The sequence below is a fragment of the Mycetohabitans sp. B2 genome (genome assembly GCF_021733735.1).
Taxonomy (GTDB): Bacteria; Pseudomonadota; Gammaproteobacteria; order Burkholderiales; family Burkholderiaceae; genus Mycetohabitans; species Mycetohabitans rhizoxinica.
In genome coordinates, this window is record NZ_JAHKSP010000047.1 from 56,922 (window position 1) to 74,845 (window position 17,924).

General features: G+C 62.0%; 18 protein-coding genes, 1 tRNA gene and 1 pseudogene. 10 read left to right on the plus strand and 10 right to left on the minus strand.

From position 1 onward, the window contains the following. The first annotated feature begins 101 nt into the window (after positions 1 to 101). The 4 genes from KPG66_RS10120 (at position 102) to KPG66_RS10135 (ending at position 2,730) form a co-directional block, all read left to right on the plus strand. Entirely contained in the window at positions 102 to 461 is a 360-nt protein-coding gene (locus KPG66_RS10120) for a hypothetical protein (RefSeq protein ID WP_237070809.1), read from the plus strand. Between the two features lie 188 nt (positions 462 to 649). Then, positions 650 to 1,609, plus strand: coding sequence for a Rossmann-like and DUF2520 domain-containing protein (locus KPG66_RS10125; RefSeq protein WP_237070810.1), 960 nt, complete (start codon positions 650 to 652; stop codon positions 1,607 to 1,609). A 56-nt stretch (positions 1,610 to 1,665) separates the two neighbouring features. Further along, positions 1,666 to 2,229 (plus strand): YggT family protein, encoded by a 564-nt coding sequence (locus tag KPG66_RS10130; protein WP_237070811.1) that lies wholly within the window; start codon positions 1,666 to 1,668, stop codon positions 2,227 to 2,229. 426 nt (positions 2,230 to 2,655) lie between these two features. Continuing rightward, a tRNA-Gly gene (locus KPG66_RS10135) sits at positions 2,656 to 2,730 on the plus strand. A gap of 391 nt (positions 2,731 to 3,121) precedes the next feature. On the opposite strand, the gene KPG66_RS10140 is transcribed toward KPG66_RS10135, so the two are convergent. Continuing rightward, positions 3,122 to 3,295, minus strand: coding sequence for a hypothetical protein (locus KPG66_RS10140; RefSeq protein ID WP_237070812.1), 174 nt, complete (start codon positions 3,293 to 3,295; stop codon positions 3,122 to 3,124). Between the two features lie 369 nt (positions 3,296 to 3,664). Between KPG66_RS10140 and trmB the strand changes: the two genes are divergently transcribed. After that, positions 3,665 to 4,453 carry a tRNA (guanosine(46)-N7)-methyltransferase TrmB gene (gene trmB, locus KPG66_RS10145; RefSeq protein WP_237070813.1) on the plus strand — a complete coding sequence of 263 codons (789 nt, stop codon included), beginning with the start codon at positions 3,665 to 3,667 and terminating at the stop codon, positions 4,451 to 4,453. Positions 4,454 to 4,463: 10 nt separating this feature from the next. On the opposite strand, the gene KPG66_RS10150 is transcribed toward trmB, so the two are convergent. The 4 genes and pseudogenes from KPG66_RS10150 to KPG66_RS10165 all read right to left on the minus strand — a co-directional run bounded on the left by KPG66_RS10150 (position 4,464) and on the right by KPG66_RS10165 (position 6,615). Next, a complete protein-coding gene (locus KPG66_RS10150; RefSeq protein ID WP_237070814.1) occupies positions 4,464 to 5,306 on the minus strand; it encodes an undecaprenyl-diphosphate phosphatase in 843 nt (280 codons plus the stop codon). A gap of 53 nt (positions 5,307 to 5,359) precedes the next feature. Continuing rightward, the gene (locus tag KPG66_RS10155) at positions 5,360 to 5,962 is read right to left on the minus strand and encodes a DUF1439 domain-containing protein (RefSeq protein WP_237070815.1); all 603 of its coding nucleotides are present in this window, start codon (positions 5,960 to 5,962) and stop codon (positions 5,360 to 5,362) included. Then, a pseudogene (locus KPG66_RS10160) lies at positions 5,959 to 6,231 on the minus strand (DUF6691 family protein); the annotation flags it as partial. The gene KPG66_RS10155 and the pseudogene KPG66_RS10160, both read right to left, overlap by 4 nt. Before the next feature lie 123 nt (positions 6,232 to 6,354). Beyond that, positions 6,355 to 6,615 (minus strand): YkgJ family cysteine cluster protein, encoded by a 261-nt coding sequence (locus KPG66_RS10165; protein ID WP_237070816.1) that lies wholly within the window; start codon positions 6,613 to 6,615, stop codon positions 6,355 to 6,357. A 226-nt stretch (positions 6,616 to 6,841) separates the two neighbouring features. Here KPG66_RS10165 and KPG66_RS10170 point away from each other — a divergent pair, with 226 nt between their 5' ends. Both KPG66_RS10170 and KPG66_RS10175 read left to right on the plus strand, forming a co-directional pair. Then, on the plus strand, positions 6,842 to 7,495 hold the full coding sequence (locus KPG66_RS10170; protein WP_013436071.1) for a protein-L-isoaspartate O-methyltransferase family protein: 654 nt from the start codon (positions 6,842 to 6,844) through the stop codon (positions 7,493 to 7,495). A 3-nt stretch (positions 7,496 to 7,498) separates the two neighbouring features. After that, positions 7,499 to 7,822, plus strand: a complete 324-nt coding sequence (locus tag KPG66_RS10175; RefSeq protein ID WP_237070817.1) for a rhodanese-like domain-containing protein — start codon at positions 7,499 to 7,501, stop codon at positions 7,820 to 7,822. Between the two features lie 123 nt (positions 7,823 to 7,945). Here KPG66_RS10175 and KPG66_RS10180 read toward each other — a convergent pair whose 3' ends face one another. The 5 genes from KPG66_RS10180 to KPG66_RS10200 form a co-directional block, all read right to left on the minus strand. Then, positions 7,946 to 9,049, minus strand: a complete 1,104-nt coding sequence (locus tag KPG66_RS10180) for a hypothetical protein (RefSeq protein WP_237070818.1) — start codon at positions 9,047 to 9,049, stop codon at positions 7,946 to 7,948. Positions 9,050 to 9,731: 682 nt separating this feature from the next. Next, positions 9,732 to 11,048, minus strand: a complete 1,317-nt coding sequence (gene waaA, locus KPG66_RS10185; RefSeq protein WP_013436078.1) for a lipid IV(A) 3-deoxy-D-manno-octulosonic acid transferase — start codon at positions 11,046 to 11,048, stop codon at positions 9,732 to 9,734. Positions 11,049 to 11,066: 18 nt separating this feature from the next. After that, positions 11,067 to 11,951, minus strand: a complete 885-nt coding sequence (locus tag KPG66_RS10190; protein WP_041754447.1) for a Kdo hydroxylase family protein — start codon at positions 11,949 to 11,951, stop codon at positions 11,067 to 11,069. Positions 11,952 to 11,961: 10 nt separating this feature from the next. Beyond that, positions 11,962 to 12,981, minus strand: coding sequence for a lipopolysaccharide heptosyltransferase I (waaC, locus tag KPG66_RS10195; protein WP_237070819.1), 1,020 nt, complete (start codon positions 12,979 to 12,981; stop codon positions 11,962 to 11,964). 209 nt (positions 12,982 to 13,190) lie between these two features. After that, the gene (locus KPG66_RS10200; RefSeq protein WP_013436081.1) at positions 13,191 to 14,573 is read right to left on the minus strand and encodes a phosphomannomutase/phosphoglucomutase; all 1,383 of its coding nucleotides are present in this window, start codon (positions 14,571 to 14,573) and stop codon (positions 13,191 to 13,193) included. Positions 14,574 to 14,809: 236 nt separating this feature from the next. Here KPG66_RS10200 and KPG66_RS10205 point away from each other — a divergent pair, with 236 nt between their 5' ends. Genes KPG66_RS10205 through galE form a run of 3 tightly spaced genes read left to right on the plus strand, consistent with a single transcriptional unit; the run spans position 14,810 to position 17,918 of the window. Then, positions 14,810 to 16,066 carry an oligosaccharide flippase family protein gene (locus KPG66_RS10205; RefSeq protein WP_013436082.1) on the plus strand — a complete coding sequence of 419 codons (1,257 nt, stop codon included), beginning with the start codon at positions 14,810 to 14,812 and terminating at the stop codon, positions 16,064 to 16,066. Next, positions 16,063 to 16,887: a glycosyltransferase gene (locus KPG66_RS10210; protein WP_013436083.1), complete on the plus strand. Its 825-nt coding sequence runs from the start codon at positions 16,063 to 16,065 to the stop codon at positions 16,885 to 16,887. Before KPG66_RS10205 ends, KPG66_RS10210 begins: the two co-directional genes overlap by 4 nt. Positions 16,888 to 16,895: 8 nt before the next feature. Next, positions 16,896 to 17,918, plus strand: a complete 1,023-nt coding sequence (gene galE, locus KPG66_RS10215) for a UDP-glucose 4-epimerase GalE (RefSeq protein WP_013436084.1) — start codon at positions 16,896 to 16,898, stop codon at positions 17,916 to 17,918. Positions 17,919 to 17,924: the final 6 nt, after the last annotated feature.

Below are 17,924 nucleotides of genomic sequence, written 5' to 3' on the forward strand. Positions count from 1 at the left end.
CTACGGGCATTTTTCGTCGAGCTCAACTGGGGACATTACATGCGCGTGACGCCCTAGGCCGTCCGACCAGCACGCGCTGTGACAAATCGTTTCGGGCCATCGTGTTGGGCACGCTGGTTGGCGGCTCGCTGCTCGCTCGACAGCTCAAGGAGCCGCGCTTGACGCGCGCAGTGATCAACGTGAAGGAGCGTGCCCATTACAAGGGCAACCTATCCCAAGCGAACATCCAACCGTTGGCCCGCCAGCCGTTGATCTGCCAGCCGTTGATCCACCAGCCGAGGCTCGCCGCTTACCCGACGCCCGCCCGCTACTGGGTAGCCACACCATCAGCCCACTTTTACATAAGCGAACTCGCGACTTACGTTCGGCGGCACATACAGGCCACCGATCCGCACGCGCGGCGTCAAGCGCATCCTTTGCTCCCACCACAAGCGGCGCTGGGTCGTATTGAGGAATCGTAGGTGTTTCCGATACGAAAAGAGGCTCATGGCGCAAATCTCCTGGTTAGGTATTCAAACGCCTTGCATTGCCATATTCAACGCGCAAGCGGCAACCAAGGGCGCACCCAGTGCGTCGCTATAACGCTTGACGCGAAGCAATACATAACTGGTCTATCATGGACACCATTCTTGTTACGTAAGCATGAACCATGCCTTTTCCGCCTCATCCGACTATTGGCTTCATCGGCGCCGGACGGCTCGCCCAAACCCTTGCAGCGGCATGGCATCGACGCGGTTACCGGATTGCCGCGGTCATGAGCCGCTCAAAAGAATCGTCCAAGCAACTTGCCGAGCGAGCAGGACGGTGCCCAATCGTCTCAGATCTGAGACACGTTATCGAGGCCGCTGAGCTGGTCTTCGTGACGGTGCCGGATGATGCGATCGGCGCGGTGGCCACTCAACTGTGCTATTCCCCCGCGCGGGCCAGTTCATGTGCGCTCGTGCACTGCAGCGGCGCATCCAGCGTCGAGTTGCTCGAGCCGGCCCGAGCCCAAGGCGTCTTGACGGGCGGCTTCCATCCGCTGTATCTGTTCACCGGACACGCGGCTGACGTGGACCGGCTGGCGGGCTGCTCCATCACGATCGAAGCTCCGGCGCCGCTGGACGCCGCGCTGCGCGCGCTCGCCAGCGCCCTGGATTGCGTGCCGCTGTCGATCCCGTCCGGTGCGCGAATGCTTTATCATGGCGCGGCGAGCTACGCGGCAAGCTTCGCGGTGGCGTCGCTGTACGAAAACGTCACACTCTGGAAACATATCGGATTGGATGAAGATGTCGCACTGGCCGCATTGCTGCCCATGCTCGAGCGCACCCTGCAATCGGTGCGCGACAACGGCCTGTCCGGCGCGATCGCTGGACCAGTGTCGCGCGGCGACGTTTCAGTGATCGGCAGCCAGCTCGACACCTTGGCCGCGTTGGGCGAAGATCACATGGCGCTCTATGCGATGCTCACGCGCAGAGTGGCCGCGCTGGCGCGCCGACGCTCGCCGGCGCCGCCCGGGCTTGACGCGATCGAAGCCACCGTCGCGGCAGCGCTGCAGCGTGGCACGGACGCACCGGCACCCGACGATGGCACGGCGCAGCGATCCGACCACGTGCCGCCGCGCCCTTGACACGTCACGTCCGGTACCTTACAACTCGTCGGCTGCGCCACTCGAAGGAAAACAAGATGTTCGGGGATATTGCCCGCTTTCTGCTCAATACGATTTTCACGTTGTTCGGTGCCGCGCTGCTGCTGCGCGCGTGGTTGCATGTGGTCAGGCTCACGCCGTACAACCCGGTCTCGCAGGGCATTTTCCAGGCAACCAACTGGCTCGTTCTGCCGTTGCGTCGGGTCATTCCGGCCGCGCGTGGCACCGACTGGACGAGCCTGTTCGCCGCCTGGCTCACTGCAATCGTGTTCATTGTCCTAATGGTGACCGTCTCCGGTGGTGACCCGACCTCGCTGTTGCCTGCTGGATTCATCATCGCGCTGTTGACGATGGTCAAGTGGGCATTGAACCTGACGATCTGGCTGACGCTGATCATGGCGCTGCTCTCGTGGGTCAACCCGCGCTCCCCGGCGATGGCGATCCTGCTGCAATTGACCGCGCCGTTGCTGAACCCGCTGCGCCGCGTGGTGCCCACGTTCGGCGGCATCGATCTGTCGCCGTTGGTGCTGCTCTTGATCGTCGAGGTATTATTGATGATCGTCACGCGCGTCACCGTGTCGGTGACGATGTTCGGATTTTAAGCATGATGGGCGATACACGCGCACGCGGGTGGCGCCTCCGTAGAACTAGACGCGTCGTGGCTTCTATTGCACATCGACGCTCACTGTTCGCGCCATGGCCGACGCACCACGGCCGACATAGCGAATGACGCCAGTACTCTTGAAACCGAATCGGGCATTTAGAAAACCTGTATGCGATTGACCGTACGGTCAGTACGGGCCTGGGCCGATCCGGCCCACCCCGAAGAGCCGGAAATTTCCACTTTAGAACGGTCCTGATTTGGGGTAGCCTCAATTTCCTGCCACCAACGTGCCCGGCCAGTGGTTGGCTCCATACCATGGCCATAAAAGCGACATGCTACAGACCCGGATAACCCATGCGCTCACGACACCGCCACGACATTGCGCTCCCCAAACCGCCAAAACCCCTGTAAAATGATCGGCTTCGCGGGCGTCGTATAATGGCCATTACCCCAGCTTCCCAAGCTGGAGACGTGGGTTCGATTCCCATCGCCCGCTCCACCTCACGATTTCAGCCCTGCAAGTGCAGTAAGTGCACTACAAACGGTCGGCCCGTTCAAGACACCGCTCCGTCGTAAGCAAAAGTGGCACTATAGGCGCGGCGCACGTTCAGCCACACCGCCCCGCAAAGTCGCGCGGCTACTGCCGGCGTCTGTATTGCTAGAGAACTGACAAGCCAATCAGATCTTACTTGATTGGCCAAAGAGGTTGGAACGCCTCATACCAGCGGCGCTTTATCAAATTTAATTATGCAAATCTATGCCGGGCTCGCTCGGCCAGCGCTGCAGACTGGTGCGCACCCATCCCACGCCATTCCTACTCGATAACGGTTCAACTCACACGAATAAGCCGCCAGGATCGCGATGAATATAGCGGGTTAGTAATCGTCGAGTTACTGCGCGGACGGTTGCTGCTCGTGCGCCGCCGCGTCGGGCAACTGATGGACAGACGCAATGGGAATCGAGATTCGGGACGCCTCATTGTTGCCGACTAGGGCGGCCATCGGTATCGGATTGGAGTCGGCCAGCAAATGAAGGATCAGCGTCGCCCTGTGCTTGACGGGCACATGCTCAAGCCCTTTGCCTTGTCCGCCGCCCCGCAAACCGATTGCAGCATGGTGAACGCCAGCGGGTTCATTCGTGCGCCATCGGCTTACCTGTATGGATCAAGATTGTCGTCTAGCGTTGCTCGCCCCCGAGCGCACGCCAGACGCATATCGCGCCCGCCGGTTGACGGGATAGCAAAACCGGTCCACAATCCCCGCTCTTCGCGAAGATTTTACTTTCGCCGAAATGACCGGGACCATGCGTTCATGCCGCATCGCCCACACCAAGACACCGAAAGCCGTTCAATATGCGAACGGCTTTTTGCTTATCAGCCGCACACCGGCCCGACGTATTTGCCGCGCCGGACGGTCTGCCGCAAACGCCGCACGATGACTCACGACCCTTCCGATCGCCACGACGACGCGGCCGCGCACAAGCGTGCCGACAATGAAGCCCACAAAGACAGCGGCCACGGCACGACACCCGCCACCGAGGCAACCCCGCCGCTGCGCCGTATCCGCAGCTTCGTGACTCGAGCGGGACGTTTATCCAACGCCCAGCGACGAGCGCTGGACGAACTGGGTCCGCGATTCAAGCTGCCCTATACCGGCGCGCCGCTCAACTGGGATGCGATCTTTGGTCGCGATGCGCCGCGCGTGCTCGAGATCGGCTTTGGCATGGGCACGACAACCGCCGATATCGCCGCACAACGGCCAGGCGACGACTTTCTCGGCATCGAAGTTCACGAGCCGGGCGTGGGGGCGCTGCTGAAGCTGATCGGGGAAAGGCAACTGAACAATATCCGCGTGATTCAGCACGACGCGGTCGAGGTCATCGCGCATATGCTGGCCGAGGACAGCGTGGATGGCATACACATCTTCTTCCCCGACCCGTGGCATAAAGCGCGTCACCACAAGCGCCGGCTCATCCAGCCGCCGTTCGTCAAGCTGCTCGCGTCGCGGCTGCGCGCCGGCGGCTATTTGCATCTGGCGACGGACTGGCAGAACTACGCAGAGCAGATGCTGGATGTACTGCGCGCGGAATCGACGCTCACCAATGCGTCGGACGAGGCAAGCGGCTATGCACCGCGCCCCGATTATCGGCCGGTGACAAAATTCGAGCGCCGCGGACTGCGACTTGGCCACGGCGTATGGGATCTGCTGTTCACGAAGCGTTGAGCACCCAAGGTCAGTGGCTGAACGTGACACCCGCCAGATAGCTAGCGACCAGCACCAGCAGTCCAAAACCGATCCGATACCACGCAAACACCGTGAAGTCATGCGTCGCAATGTAGCGCAACAGCCAGCGCACGCACGCGAATGCGCTGACGAACGCGGTTGCGAAGCCGACCGTGAACGGACCCATGTCCGATACGCTCAGCGCGTCGCGCGCCTTGACCAATTCGTACACAGTGGCGCCAAAGATCAACGGGATGGCGAGGAAGAACGAAAACTCAGTCGCAACACGCCGCTCCAGCCCGGTGAGCAGCCCTCCCACGATCGTCGCCCCCGAACGTGACGTGCCGGGGATCAGTGCGAAGCATTGCGCGAGCCCGACTTTCAATGCATCGACGACGGTCAACTCATCGATCGACTGCACACGAGCAACATACGCGGCGCCATCACGACGGCGATGCGCCGCCTCCACCCACAGCAGGATGATGCCGCCGACGATCAGCGCAACCGCCACCGGCACCGGCGAAAACAGCAGCGCCTTGATGTGCTTCTCGAACAGCAGCCCCATCACGACCGCGGGAAGACAGGCGACGATTACGTTGAGTGCAAAACGCCGGGCTGGCGGCTTGGTAGTCAGGCCCCGCACGACTTGGCCAATACGCTCGCGATATTCCCAGCACACCGCGAGGATGGCGCCGAACTGGATCGCAACGTCAAAGACCTTGCTGCCGTCGCCGGTAAAATCAATTAATTCGCCCACCAGGATCAGATGTCCTGTACTGGATACGGGAAGGAATTCCGTCAAGCCTTCCACCAGGCCAAGCACCAGCGCCTTGAGCAACAGCAGCAGATCCATCCCATCGTCCTTTGAAGAAGCAACCTGAGCTGGGGCGGCGGCGCGCGACGCCGCTACTTCTCGACGATCTGCACGCGTATGCCATCTGAAAGAATTTTAATTGTACCGGGTTCATATTGCTGTCCGGCAAATTGCAATTGTTCAGGCTTGAACGTGTGAACTGGGTAGTCAGCCAGCAACTGGGCTACGGCAATCGATGCGGCAGCATGGATCTGTTGCACGTACGGTGCCGCGTCGTCGCCGACGTCGACTCGCTCAACATTCGGATTGCGCAGCACGACCGAGCGGCTAGGCGCGTCGTACGCCAGTTCACTGGACAAGCTCACGACACTGTCCACCGGACGCCCCAGCAACGGACTGGCCAAGTGTGCGTCGACCGTAACCATGACGCGGTTGGCGTCCGCGCGCAATGCGACGACAGGACTGGCCAGCGTCAGGTTTAACAATGAACCGACGCTGCGCTGATACGGAAACTTGCGTTCGATCGCACGCTGCACCTGCCGCTGCGAGAACGTGTAATGATCAGGCACGAACGGGAAAATTCCGGCGTGCGCGACACCGGGCGCCACGGCTATCGTCACCACCGCGCCAAGCGGCGCGATCAACGATAGCGTGACCGCTGCCCGCACCAGTGCGCGGACCACCGTTTCAATCATGCAATGTTCCTCTTTCGGCTCGCACGCAGCCCTCCGAATATCGCCGCGAGATGATCGCGAAGACGGACGGCCATGCCGGCCATCATCGCCGCCACGAAACCCGTCGCCTTCGGATAGCCGGCGCCGAGTGTCACGAGCGCAGGCACCAGACAGAAACCCGTCAAGCGACAGCCGATGCCGAACGCGGCACTGCCCGGCACCAGCCGCGACGTCACCACGCTGCTCGCCGGCAACTGCAGGGGCGACCCGAGCAGCGAGCAAGCGCGCCGACCGCCCCTCTTGCGGCAGCCGGCACAACAGTCTATACCGTTGACACGCGTTTCGCACACGCCGCCGAACGCTCACTACGGCTCGGGCACCACGTTCAACGACGTGCCGGCGCAACACGCCTGTTACGCCGAAGGGACGGTCAGTCGCTCGAGCCGCGTCAGCCAATGCAGCGCATAGGCGCGGGAGCGCCCGCACATTTCCTCAGACGCCTGCAGGCCACTGCAGCACCGCGGCCTGTCAAGTGCGTCAAAAATCCGGCAACGCATGTCTGCATCCAGCTGGACACACGCCACGCCCGCGGGCTTACCACCCGGCATGCCGGGAATTGGACTGGAGATGGATGGCGCGATGCAACAGGCACCGCAGCTGAAACGGCAGTTCATGTAATCCGGCAATGGACGAGCGGCTACGCAGCCGGCGCATTGGAGCGGTACCGCACGTGCGGCCTACGACACCAAACTTGCCACAGGGACCTACGATCAAGCCTGCGACAGGGATCTACAGCAACGACCTGCGACGAGGGCCTGCGACGGAGGAACCGGCAACGCCATCAAAGGGTCGAGTATAATTCCAACGCCTACCTTCGTCGATTCAAACCGTCAAGACACCATGAACATCGAGCAAGCACGCTTTAACATGATCGAACAGCAAATCCGCCCATGGGAGGTGCTGGACCAGGACGTGTTGAACCTGCTGGCGATCGTCAAGCGCGAGCATTTCGTGCCTGCTGCTTATCGCAACATTGCGTTCGCCGATCTTGAGGTGCCGCTGCCGGCGGGCCAGCACATGCTGTTGCCGAAGATCGAGGCGCGGATACTACAAGAGCTGGCCGTGAAAAAGCACGAGGTGGTGCTGGAGATTGGTGCCGGCTCCGGCTATATGGCGGCGCTGCTCGCGCATCGCGCGCGCTCGGTGCTGACGCTGGACATTGTCCCGGAACTAGCGGAGCTGGCCCGGGACAATCTGGCGGCGAACGACGTGACCAATGCACAAGTGGAAACCGGCGATGGTTCCCGCGGCTGGCCCGCACAAGGGCCGTATGACGTCATCTGCGTATCGGGCGGGCTGCCGATGCTGCCACAAGAAATGCTGGAGCAATTGAAGATTGGCGGCCGGCTCGCGGCATTCGTCGGCGTGGCACCAGTCATGCGCGCACAGATCGTCACCCGTGTGGACGACAAGCAATACCGGATCGCCGACGTCTTCGAGACGTTCGTCCCACCTCTCACCAACGCGGTCGAGCCGCCTCACTTCAAATTTTAAGCCATGCAGAACCTCACTGCCTCCGACCTCGCCGCCTGGCTTGCCGACCCATCTCGTGCCGCACCCGTGTTGCTCGACGTGCGCGAACCGTGGGAGGTATCGACAGCCCGGCTCGACGGTATCGTGCATATCCCCATGAAGGACATTCCGGCACGCAGCGAAGAGCTTGACGACGACGCGCAGATTGTCTGCATCTGCCATCATGGCGCCCGCAGCGCGAACGTGGGCATGTTCCTTGAGGCACGCGGCTTCAAGCACGTCTATAACCTGCAAGGCGGTATCGATGCGTGGTCGCGGCAAGTTGATCCGTCGGTGCCGACGTACTGAACTAGCGCCGGCACACTCGCATCGACCCTCGTACGCTGTGGTTGGCTGTGCCGGAGAAAAGGCCGACCCAGTTGGGCATCCTGCGTTCATCGTCCGGCGCGATGACGAATTGCGGGGGTTGGGCTATTTCGGAACGCCCCAACCGTTCACGGCAAAGAGGTACCGTCGTACGCGCGGGTCGATGTCCACGAGGGTATCGACTTCGCGCTGGGGGAACGAGTAACTCGCGTTGGGAGAACGAGTAACGAGGGTCCCGGTCACCTCCGTTGCACGATGACTTTGTCCGGCAATCCTTTCAATTAGTGCTGCTATGTATTGGTTGTACTGGTCCCTGAACGGCGCCCATTTTCCACCATCAGCCGCGTCTTTTTCAAATGCCTCGACGTCTTTCTTCCATCTCTTCCGTCTGTCGGCTAACTTAGGGAGGCCGTTTGTCACACAAACCTTTTTATAGGCCGCACATAGAACGACGAAAAGAGGCAGTGTTGGGTCATTTGTGCTTTCCGCCCATTTCACCGAGCTCACCAGCGCTGGGACGGTTGCCTCTACGGCTTTGGCGTCCTTGAGTTTTTTCAGCGGCGTGCTAAGCAACTGACGGTATTGAAGTTCCATCTGCCTGCGTAGTTCGGCGTGTGAAAGGGGCAGGGGGTCAGATTTGGAGCGAGTTAGCCGGGGCAGTCGCTTTCGCAATGGGACCATTGAGTTCGAACGCTTCAGTTTCTTCCATACGCCCGCAGTCCAGTCCTGCATTTGCGTCGCATTAGCCTTGTCGCCGTTCGACAATGAAGTGCTGTTGTCTTCTACTTCGGTAGACAAACCATTGCTCCCCGCCCGCCCACGCTGTATCAAAGTAGCAGAGCGCGACGTCAATGCTGCCGTTGATCTCGCCTTCCTCTGACTCGATAACAACGTAGACAAGGTGTTACGAGGCGCTGGCATCGCATTAAAGCTCCATGCTACCGGTCTGCTTCGCTTAATCTGTACGCCGTCTTCGCTGTGATCATCATGTTTTGAAAGTACAGGATAGCCGTCCATCCGTAAGGTTTCTGGTCTAGCAAGGCATAATTGCCCTAACGGCGCCAGACCATTCAGCCTACTGTTAGCGGCCGGTGTGCTGGCACTGATACTTGGTTTCTCCGGGTTACAACCTTTACCGCTATTTCTTGCTTTTTTGATAAAGGATAAAAAGGGGGTGAAACAACCGGTCGTCTTTAAATCGGCTGTCATAAAGACCTCCTTGGCGCACCACGCCACCATGTTTTATAACTTCCGTCGAGCGTTGGAAGAAATCCGCATGCAGCGAACTGGCTTGCACTATCACACCATACTCCCACTACGCTGAGTTGGTGAAAATAAGACGAATCCTTAACATAACGAGCGCAGCCAGTAGATAGTGGGACACGCAACTATTTTTATATCCGCCACATACGATAGCGTTTTTGCCAACGCTTCTTCAATCACATGCATTCGCTTGACCGGCATGCTGCGATCAGACTGCATTGCTTATCGCATGACAGCATGGCAACGTGAACAAACACCATTACAACATCGCCAATTAAGCATCATTAAACGTCATTTTGACGAGGCGACAGACTGCCTGCTTTGATGGACATCACGCCGCCCGCAAGTGCGTATCGGACCATCGCCCGTCATTGAAATGTACAACTAACTGACGCTGCGCCAGCACGGGAGTACGCAGAACCAGAGCGACCTGCCGGCCCCTACCATCATGAATGGCGCCTTGCTAATCATCGACAAGACAGATCGCGCGCCGATGACTAGCGCATCGCTCGACGCGATGACATTGGGCACCCGCAACATTCGCGATGACAAACCATTCGCGATAACGAATTTGAACGAGCAAAGCAGACTGAACGAGGTGCCCCCTTCATCGAGAAGAACAGCCTGTTCACGGCTTGACAGGCGGCAGTAACGCCTCTAGCGCATCGATCGTGCGACGGGTTGCGCCACGGTGACGCGCCGCGAACGCGGCCCCGGCGGCGCCCATCGTCACACAGCGCGCACGATCGGTCAGCACCGTACGCACGGCGCGCGCCAACGTGGCCGGATCCTGCACCCGCAGCGCAGCGCCGGCCGCGATTGCGTCAGCGCTCGCCTGGGTAAAATTAAACGTATGTGGGCCAATCACGACCGGCACGCCGACAGCGCATGCCTCAATCAGGTTTTGGCCGCCGAATGGCAGCAAGCTTCCGCCGATGAAGGCCACGTCCGCCGCCGCGTAATAAGCGCGCATCTCGCCCATCGAATCGCCGAGCAACACTTGCACGTCGGCCGGCAGCGGCTCAATTGCGTCCGCTTCGCACGAGCCCGGCGCGACCGATGCGCCGGCCCACTGCGAGCGGCGCGCCAGCTTGAGTCCGGCGCGCTCGACCAGCGCCGCGACCTCATCGAAGCGCTGGGGATGGCGAGGCACCAGCACCAGCAGCGCATCAGCAACGCCAAGTTGGCGGTATGCGTCCAACACGAGCGCCTCTTCGCCCTCGCGCGTGCTGCCCGCCACCCACACCGGCCGCCGGCCGATTGCCGCATGCCAGGCACGGCCGCGCTCGGCCAACTCGGCCGGGGCCTCCATATCGAACTTTAAGTTGCCGAGCACCGCGACGTCACGCGCGCCAAGCGCGCTCAGGCGCTGCGCGTCGGCCGGGCTCTGCGCCAGCACGCGCGTAAAGCCACCGAATACCTGACGCCCCGCCGCGCCAAAACGCGAGGCGCGCCGGTATGAGCGCTCCGACATTCTCGCGTTGGTCAGCACCAGCGGCACGCCCGCATGGCGGCACTCGTCGATCAGCGTCGGCCACACTTCGGTTTCCATCACGATGCCCAATGTAGGACGCCATACGCGAAGGAACCGCCGTACCGGACCGCACATGTCATAGGGCAAATAACAGCGCAACACGCGCGAGCCGAACAGTTGCTCGCCGATCGCCCGTCCGCTCGGCGTCATGTGCGTGAGCAGCACCCGCGCGTCGGGACGCTCGTCGAGCAGCGCCTGCACCAGCGGTTGAGCGGCACGCGTCTCACCGAGCGACACCGCATGGATCCAAACCAGCGGGGCGTCGTCGTGCGCCGCGCGGCCCGCCACATGGCCGAACCGTTCGCCAATGTGCTCGATGTAGCTGCGCTCGCGCCGCGAGCGTGCCACCAGGCGCACGACGGCCAGCGGTGCCACGATGAACCAGAGTGCACGATATAGAATTCTTAGCATCGATCGTCGGCCAACGGTTCAGACGAGCGCGTGGCCCGCGAGACGCTCCAGGATGCCCAGCGGCGCGCGCTGCGGCTGCACCATTGAGCGCACCGGCAGGAAGAAGGTCTGCTCGAGCATGAATTGGCCGGACATCACGGCATGCGACGTCTGGTCCGAAAAGCACACCCAGACGCTGCCCGGCGCAAACGGCACTGTCTGCTGCGGCGCGTTGCGCTGGTAGTCTAGGTCAGCCTTCATCGCGTCATGAAGGTGCAACATCAAATGGTCGTACTCGCTGCGCCGCGTCTTGGTCACATGCAGCAGCTGCAACAGCCATGCGGCTCCGGGCACGAATTTCGGTATATGAGGCAGGAACCGGCGCGCCACGTCCTCGAACGGCTCGCCGACCCGCCACACGCGCGGCTCGCCGTGTGGGTTGACGTTCGTGAACACGCGCAGGATTCGCTCGCCATAGTTCGGCCGTGACGGAAATGCATCCACGTGCAGCCGGCTGTCGTCCTTTCGCCATGACGTCTTGCGTGTTTCGACACGATGCAACCGCAGGCTGGTGGGCGCGACGCGCAACTTGCCCGTATATTCCGGAAACAGCCCGTCGATCAGTTCGCGTGCATTGAGTTGGTAACGCGACACCAGCGCACGCACGGCCGACTGCGTGACCGCATCGCCCGACGCGCCGTGCAACGCGCCGCCATTGGGCGCCAAGCTGATGTTCTTGCGCTTGGGGTCGGCGATCGCCGGATCCAGCAGCGCTTGTTCTCCCCCTTCGATCACAAAACGCAAGTGGGGGAAATACAGCACTTTGCCGGACTCAACCGCGGCCAGCAGCGTCTCGCGGGGCACCAACAAGTGTTGCCCGTGCCAATCGGCGGTCTGGACCTCGATGATTTGTGATTCGCTCATGAACATATCGCTACAGCAATCCGAAGCCAGCCAGTGCACGCTTGACGTCGGCAAGGCCCGGCGAGGCGCCCGCCGTCCCCAGGTTGACGATGGCAGGCGACCAATAGCCGCCGGTGCGCCATGCCGTCGCGAAATTGTACAACTCGATCGTCGGGCGCTTGAGCGCCGCGGCGATATGGACCAGACCGGTGTCCACGCCGACGGTCGCTGCCGCACCATCAATCAGCCCGGTAACCGCCGGCAGCGACAGGCGTGGCGGCACGAGCGCGGCGGCACCGAATGGCTGCGCGAGCCGCTCGCTGGTCGCACGCTCGACGTCGCTGCCCCAGGGCAGCACGATCGACGCGCCGCGGCGAATGAGCGCCTGGCCCAACTCGATCCAGCAGCGTTGCGGCCATTGTTTGTCCTCGCGCGAGGTCGCATGCACGAACACCACGTACGGCACCGGCAAGTTCAGCCCCGTGTGCGCCAGTTCGAGCGCCGCACGGCGCCGGTCAATGCCGAAATCGATGTTTTGTCCATTGGCTCGCGGCTTCTGCCCATCGGCTCGCGGCGGTGGATCACCGAGCGCACGCGCGACCAGTTGCCGGGAGCGCTCGACCACGTGCGTGCGCGCCTCGATCGGCACACACGTGCGGTAGAACCAGCGTGCCGGCCACTCATAGCCGGCACCGTCGGTACGATTGCCCAATCCGACGAGGTTGCCGCGTGCCCAGCTCGCGACCCATGCGCTCTTGACCAATCCCTGGCAATCGATCACCACGTCGTACTGTTCAGCGGCCAATGTACGCCTGAATTGCCGCACCTCACGCCACGTCGCTGCCGACAGCGGCCGCTTGCGCCAGCGACGCAGAGAGAATGGGATGACGCGACGCACGCCTTGGACGAGTTCGACAAGCTCGACGAAATTCTCCTCGACCAGCCAGTCGATGACCGCATCGGGATGGCGCCGCCGGATGTCGGCGACCACCGGCATGTTGTGAACGACGTCGCCCAGCGACGACAGCCGAACGATCAGAATCTTTTGCACGCGGATCAATACGCTACGGGAACCACACCGGCCATGTCGCCGGCGAAAGAGGATTGCCGGCAGGCTCTGGACCGCCGGGCGAAAAGTAGCGAATTGTAGCGCGGATCGACACAGCTATCGCGTCGGACCCGAGCATCGGCGGTAGGCCGGCCCCACGCGGCACCGATAGACGGGTCGCCCGGCCCGACGGCCGCGTTGTGCCGGACCGCCTAGAACGGGAGTTTTGCGTCCGGCTTCTGCGCAATGATCACACGCCTAAAGTCCTCCTGGATCCGCTTGAGCGCGGCATCATTGTCAGCCTCAAAGCGCATCACAACCACAGGCGTGGTATTGGATGAGCGTGCGAGCCCGAAACCATCTGGGTACTCCACGCGCAGGCCATCGATCGTGATCACGTCATCGGCGCCGTCGAACGTCGCATGCTTTTGCAGCTTGCCGATCAGCTCGAAGTTTTCGCCCTCGTTAAGCTTGAGCTGCAATTCGGGCGTCGAGATTGAGTTCGGCAAGCTGTTAAGCAATTGACTCGGATCAGCCACACGCGACAGGATTTCCAGCAGCCGTGCACCGGTATAGAGACCGTCGTCGAAACCGTACCAGCGGTCCTTAAAAAACACGTGCCCGCTCATCTCTCCGGCGAGCGGCGCGCCGGTTTCGCGCAGCTTCGCCTTCACCAGCGAGTGGCCAGTCTTCCACATCACCGGCTCGCCGCCCTGCTCGCGTACCCACTTGGCCAAGTTACGCGTGCACTTCACATCATAGATGATCTGCCCCCCCGGGTTGCGCGACAGCACCTCTTGCGCGAACAACATCAATTGCCGATCCGGATAGATGATCTGGCCGTCCTTGGTCACGACACCGAGCCGATCGCCGTCGCCGTCGAACGCAAAGCCGATCTCCGCGTCGGTCTCCTTCAGCGCACGAATCACGTCCTGCAGGTTTTCGGGATGGGCCGGGTCCGGGTGATGGTTCGGGAAATTGCCATCCACCTCGCAGAACAGCTCAACCAGCTCGCATCCGAGCGCCTTGAACAGCCTTGGCGCAAGCGATCCCGCCACGCCATTGCCTGCATCGACGACGATCTTCAGCGGCCGAGCCGGCTTGATGTCGGACACGATCCGCTCGACGTAGGCATCGCGCACGTCATGTTCGCTGTAGCTGCCGGCGCCCGTGGCGAAATTGCCCTCGACGATGCGCTTATACAACGCTTGAATCTGCTCGCCGTAGATCGCGGCGCCGCGCAACACCATCTTGAAGCCGTTGTAGTCCGGCGGATTATGGCTGCCCGTGACAACGATGCACGAATCCACCTGCCGCCCTGCGAGCGGCACGCTGGCCGCGAAATAGCCGAGCGGCGTCGGCACCAAGCCGATATCGATCACGTCCACGCCCGCCGCGCGCAGGCCATCGACCAGCGCGGCGGACAACTGCGGACCCGACAGGCGCCCGTCGCGACCGATCACCACCGCATCGCCACCTTGCGCACGCACTTCGCTGCCGAATGCGCGGCCGATCTGCCGCGCCACATCGGCATCAAGCGTCTTGCCGATGACGCCACGAATGTCGTAAGCCTTGAAAATCGATTGAGAAATCATGAGTGAGTGCCTGTTGGAAACGAAAATTCGAGGGGCCGCCGAAGCGTCGCACAACGAACCTACGCAGTCTGTTCGCAGTGCCGCTCACGGGCCGCCGGTTCGGGACCGGATCCAATCTATAATTGCAGCTTACTCAGACCCCTTTGTCTGGTCATTTTAACGTGGTTAAAGGTCATGATCGCCGAAATGGCGGTCCACACCACGTCAGGACGCGTACTTATCCGCCCCGCCGGCGCATGCTGAACCGAATCAAGAACAATCCGGATGTCGCCCGCGCGGTCGCCAACCTTTGTTGGCTTGGCCTGGAGCGGCTCACGCAAATTGGGGTCGTGATCCTGATCAGCGGTCTGCTCGCCCGCTACTTCGGTGCGGAGTTGTTCGGCAAATGGCAGTATGCCAACACGCTGCTGCTCGTGCTGGCACCCCTGACTTGGGTGTGCGGCGCGGAAATCCTAGTCCCCATGATCGTGCACGGCGGTGAGCAACGCCTGGGCACGATCCTCGGCAGCGCGTTCGCGCTGCGCTTTGCAGTATCGGCGCTTGCGCTCGCGCTAACGTGGACCAGCATCGCTGCCGGACTGACTGAGCCGACCGTCGGCGCAATACTGGCCGCGCTGGCCGTGACGATGCTGCTGCGCGAGCCACTGGTCGGCGTGATTAATTCGTGGCTGCAAAGTATCACCTATGCCAAGCCACAGTTGATCACGAACATGGTCGCCGCGCTAGCCAAAGCCGGTGGCGTCTGGCTGCTGGTGCACGCCGCCGCGTCGGCGGCCAGCTTCGCATGGCTGTGGGTGGCGGAGGCGGCGATTGTCGCCTCCGTGCTGCTCGTCTATTACCGCGCGCGCCACGGCCGCTTGGACTGGCGTGTGGAGCGCGCGCTACTGCGCACGTTCGGCCGCGCCGGGACGGTTTTCTGGCTCGGACTCGTCTGCATGTACCTGTTCCTGAAGCTGGACCGGCTGGTGCTGGAGCGCTATGTGTCATTTGCCGAACTGGGCCACTATGCCGCCGCACAGCAATTGAATGAGAACTGGATTGCGCTCGCGCTGATGCTTGCGCAAACGCTTGCGCCGGCATTCGTCTATCGCGTCGCCGACCTATCGCAGCTGCGGCGCAATATGGGACGGCTGCTATGGATGACAGCAGCGCTGATGGGCGCCGGCGCGCTGCTGCTGGATCTAACGGCGGACCGGGTCGTGCGGATCGTGTTCGGACCCGGCTTCGACGGCGCCGCGCAAATCCTGCGCGTGGCGGTCTGGCTATCGGTGCCGGCCGGCATCGAGGCGATCGGCAATCTGGTCGTGCTCAAATACCAGGCCAAATTTGTCTTGCTGGTCAAATGGATACTGGCACTGGCCGTCGCGCTCGCGTTGGATTTCGTCCTGATCCCGACATTTGGCGCACGCGGCGCGCTAGGCGGACTGGCCGCCGGTTACATCACGGCGATCGCGGTGAATTTCTACTATATCCGGCTCAAGCTTAAGCCATGAACGATGTTGATCACAACGAGCTCGCGGGCGTGAGCGTGCTGATTCCCGCCTACAATTGCCAAGCCGACCTGGAGCGCACGCTTCGCTCGTTCAAAGAGCCAGCACCAGTGCACGTGCTGATTGTCGACGACGGCAGCACGCCGCCGATCATCGCGCCCGCTATCGATGGCCTGTCGGTCGAAGTCCTGCGCCTGGCGCGCAATGGCGGGATCGAGCGGGCGCTGGCCGCCGGCATCGATGCACTGGCAGCGCGCGCGGTGCGCTACGCGGCCCGTATCGACGCCGGCGATCTTGCCTGTGCGCGCCGGCTGGCGAAGCAAGCCGCCTATCTGGATGCGCATCCGCACGTGGCCGCAGTCGGCATGTGGGCACAGGTCGCCACGCGCACCGGCGCGCCGCTGTTCACGTTGACCCCGCCGAGCAAGCCGGCCGACATACGGCGGCAGCGTTTTGCGCGCACCGCATTGCTCCATCCGACAATCATGCTGCGCGTGGACGCGGTCCAGCAGGCCGGCAACTATCGCGCGGCATATCGCGCGGCCGAGGACCTGGACCTGTTCCTGCGGCTAATGCGCGCGCACGACTGCGCGAACCTGCCCGAAGTCGGGTTGGTTTACGAACTGAACGAAGGCGGCATCAGTGCTACAAAGCGACGCACGCAGATCGTCTCGACACTGCGACTGCAGCTTGCCTACTTCGAGGCGGCCAATCCCTACTGGTGGCTCGGCCTAGGTAAGAACCTGCTGCATTGCGTGACGCCGTACCCGGTGTTGCAATCCATCAAGCGCGCACTATTTCGTGCGCGTGCCCGTCAAACATGAGGACAACGATGACGAATCAAGGCACGATCCTGGTCACCGGCGGTGCGGGCTTCATCGGCTCGCATACCTGCGTGGCGTTGCTCAACGCGGGCTACGATGTCGTGGTAATCGACAATCTGGTCAACAGCAAGGTTGACGCGGTGCGCCGCGTCGAGCGAATCACCGGCAAGACGGTTCAGTTCCACCAAGCCGACTCGCGCGATGACCGCGCGCTTCGGCAAGTGTTCGAACACCGCCCGATCCGCGCCGCGATTCACTTTGCCGCGCTCAAGGCGGTGGGTGAATCGGTGCAAAAACCGCTGGACTACTATGCGAACAACCTGGACAGCTTGCTGGCACTGCTGCGCGTGATGAATGAGCATGATGTCAAACACATCGTGTTCAGCTCGTCAGCCACCGTGTACGGCGTGCCACAAAGCGTGCCGATCGACGAGTCATTCCCATTGTCCGCAACTAATCCTTACGGCCAGACGAAGCTGATGGCCGAACAGATCCTGCGCGACCTGGCGCACGCCGATACCGGCTGGAAGGTCGCCACGCTGCGCTATTTCAATCCGGTCGGCGCGCACGAGAGCGGGCTGATCGGCGAGGACCCGAACGGCATCCCGAACAATCTAATGCCATTCGTCGCGCAGGTGGCAGTCGGCAAGCTGCCGCGTTTGCGGGTCTTCGGTGGGGACTACGATACGCCGGACGGCACCGGCGTGCGCGACTACATTCATGTTGTCGACCTCGCGCGCGGACACCTTGCCGCACTTGATACACTGTTCGCGCAGAGCCGCAGCTTTACCGTGAACTTGGGCACCGGCAAGGGCTACAGCGTGCTGGACGTGGTGCGTGCCTTCGAGCGGGCCTGCGGCCGCGAAGTCCCGTACGAGATCGTCGCGCGCCGTCCCGGCGACGTCGCGGCCTGCTACGCGGATCCGGCGGCGGCCGAGCGGGTCATCGGCTGGCGCGCCGAGCATGGCATCGAAAGGATGTGCGCGGATCATTGGCGCTGGCAGGTGAACAATCCGAACGGCTACGCCTAAGCCTTG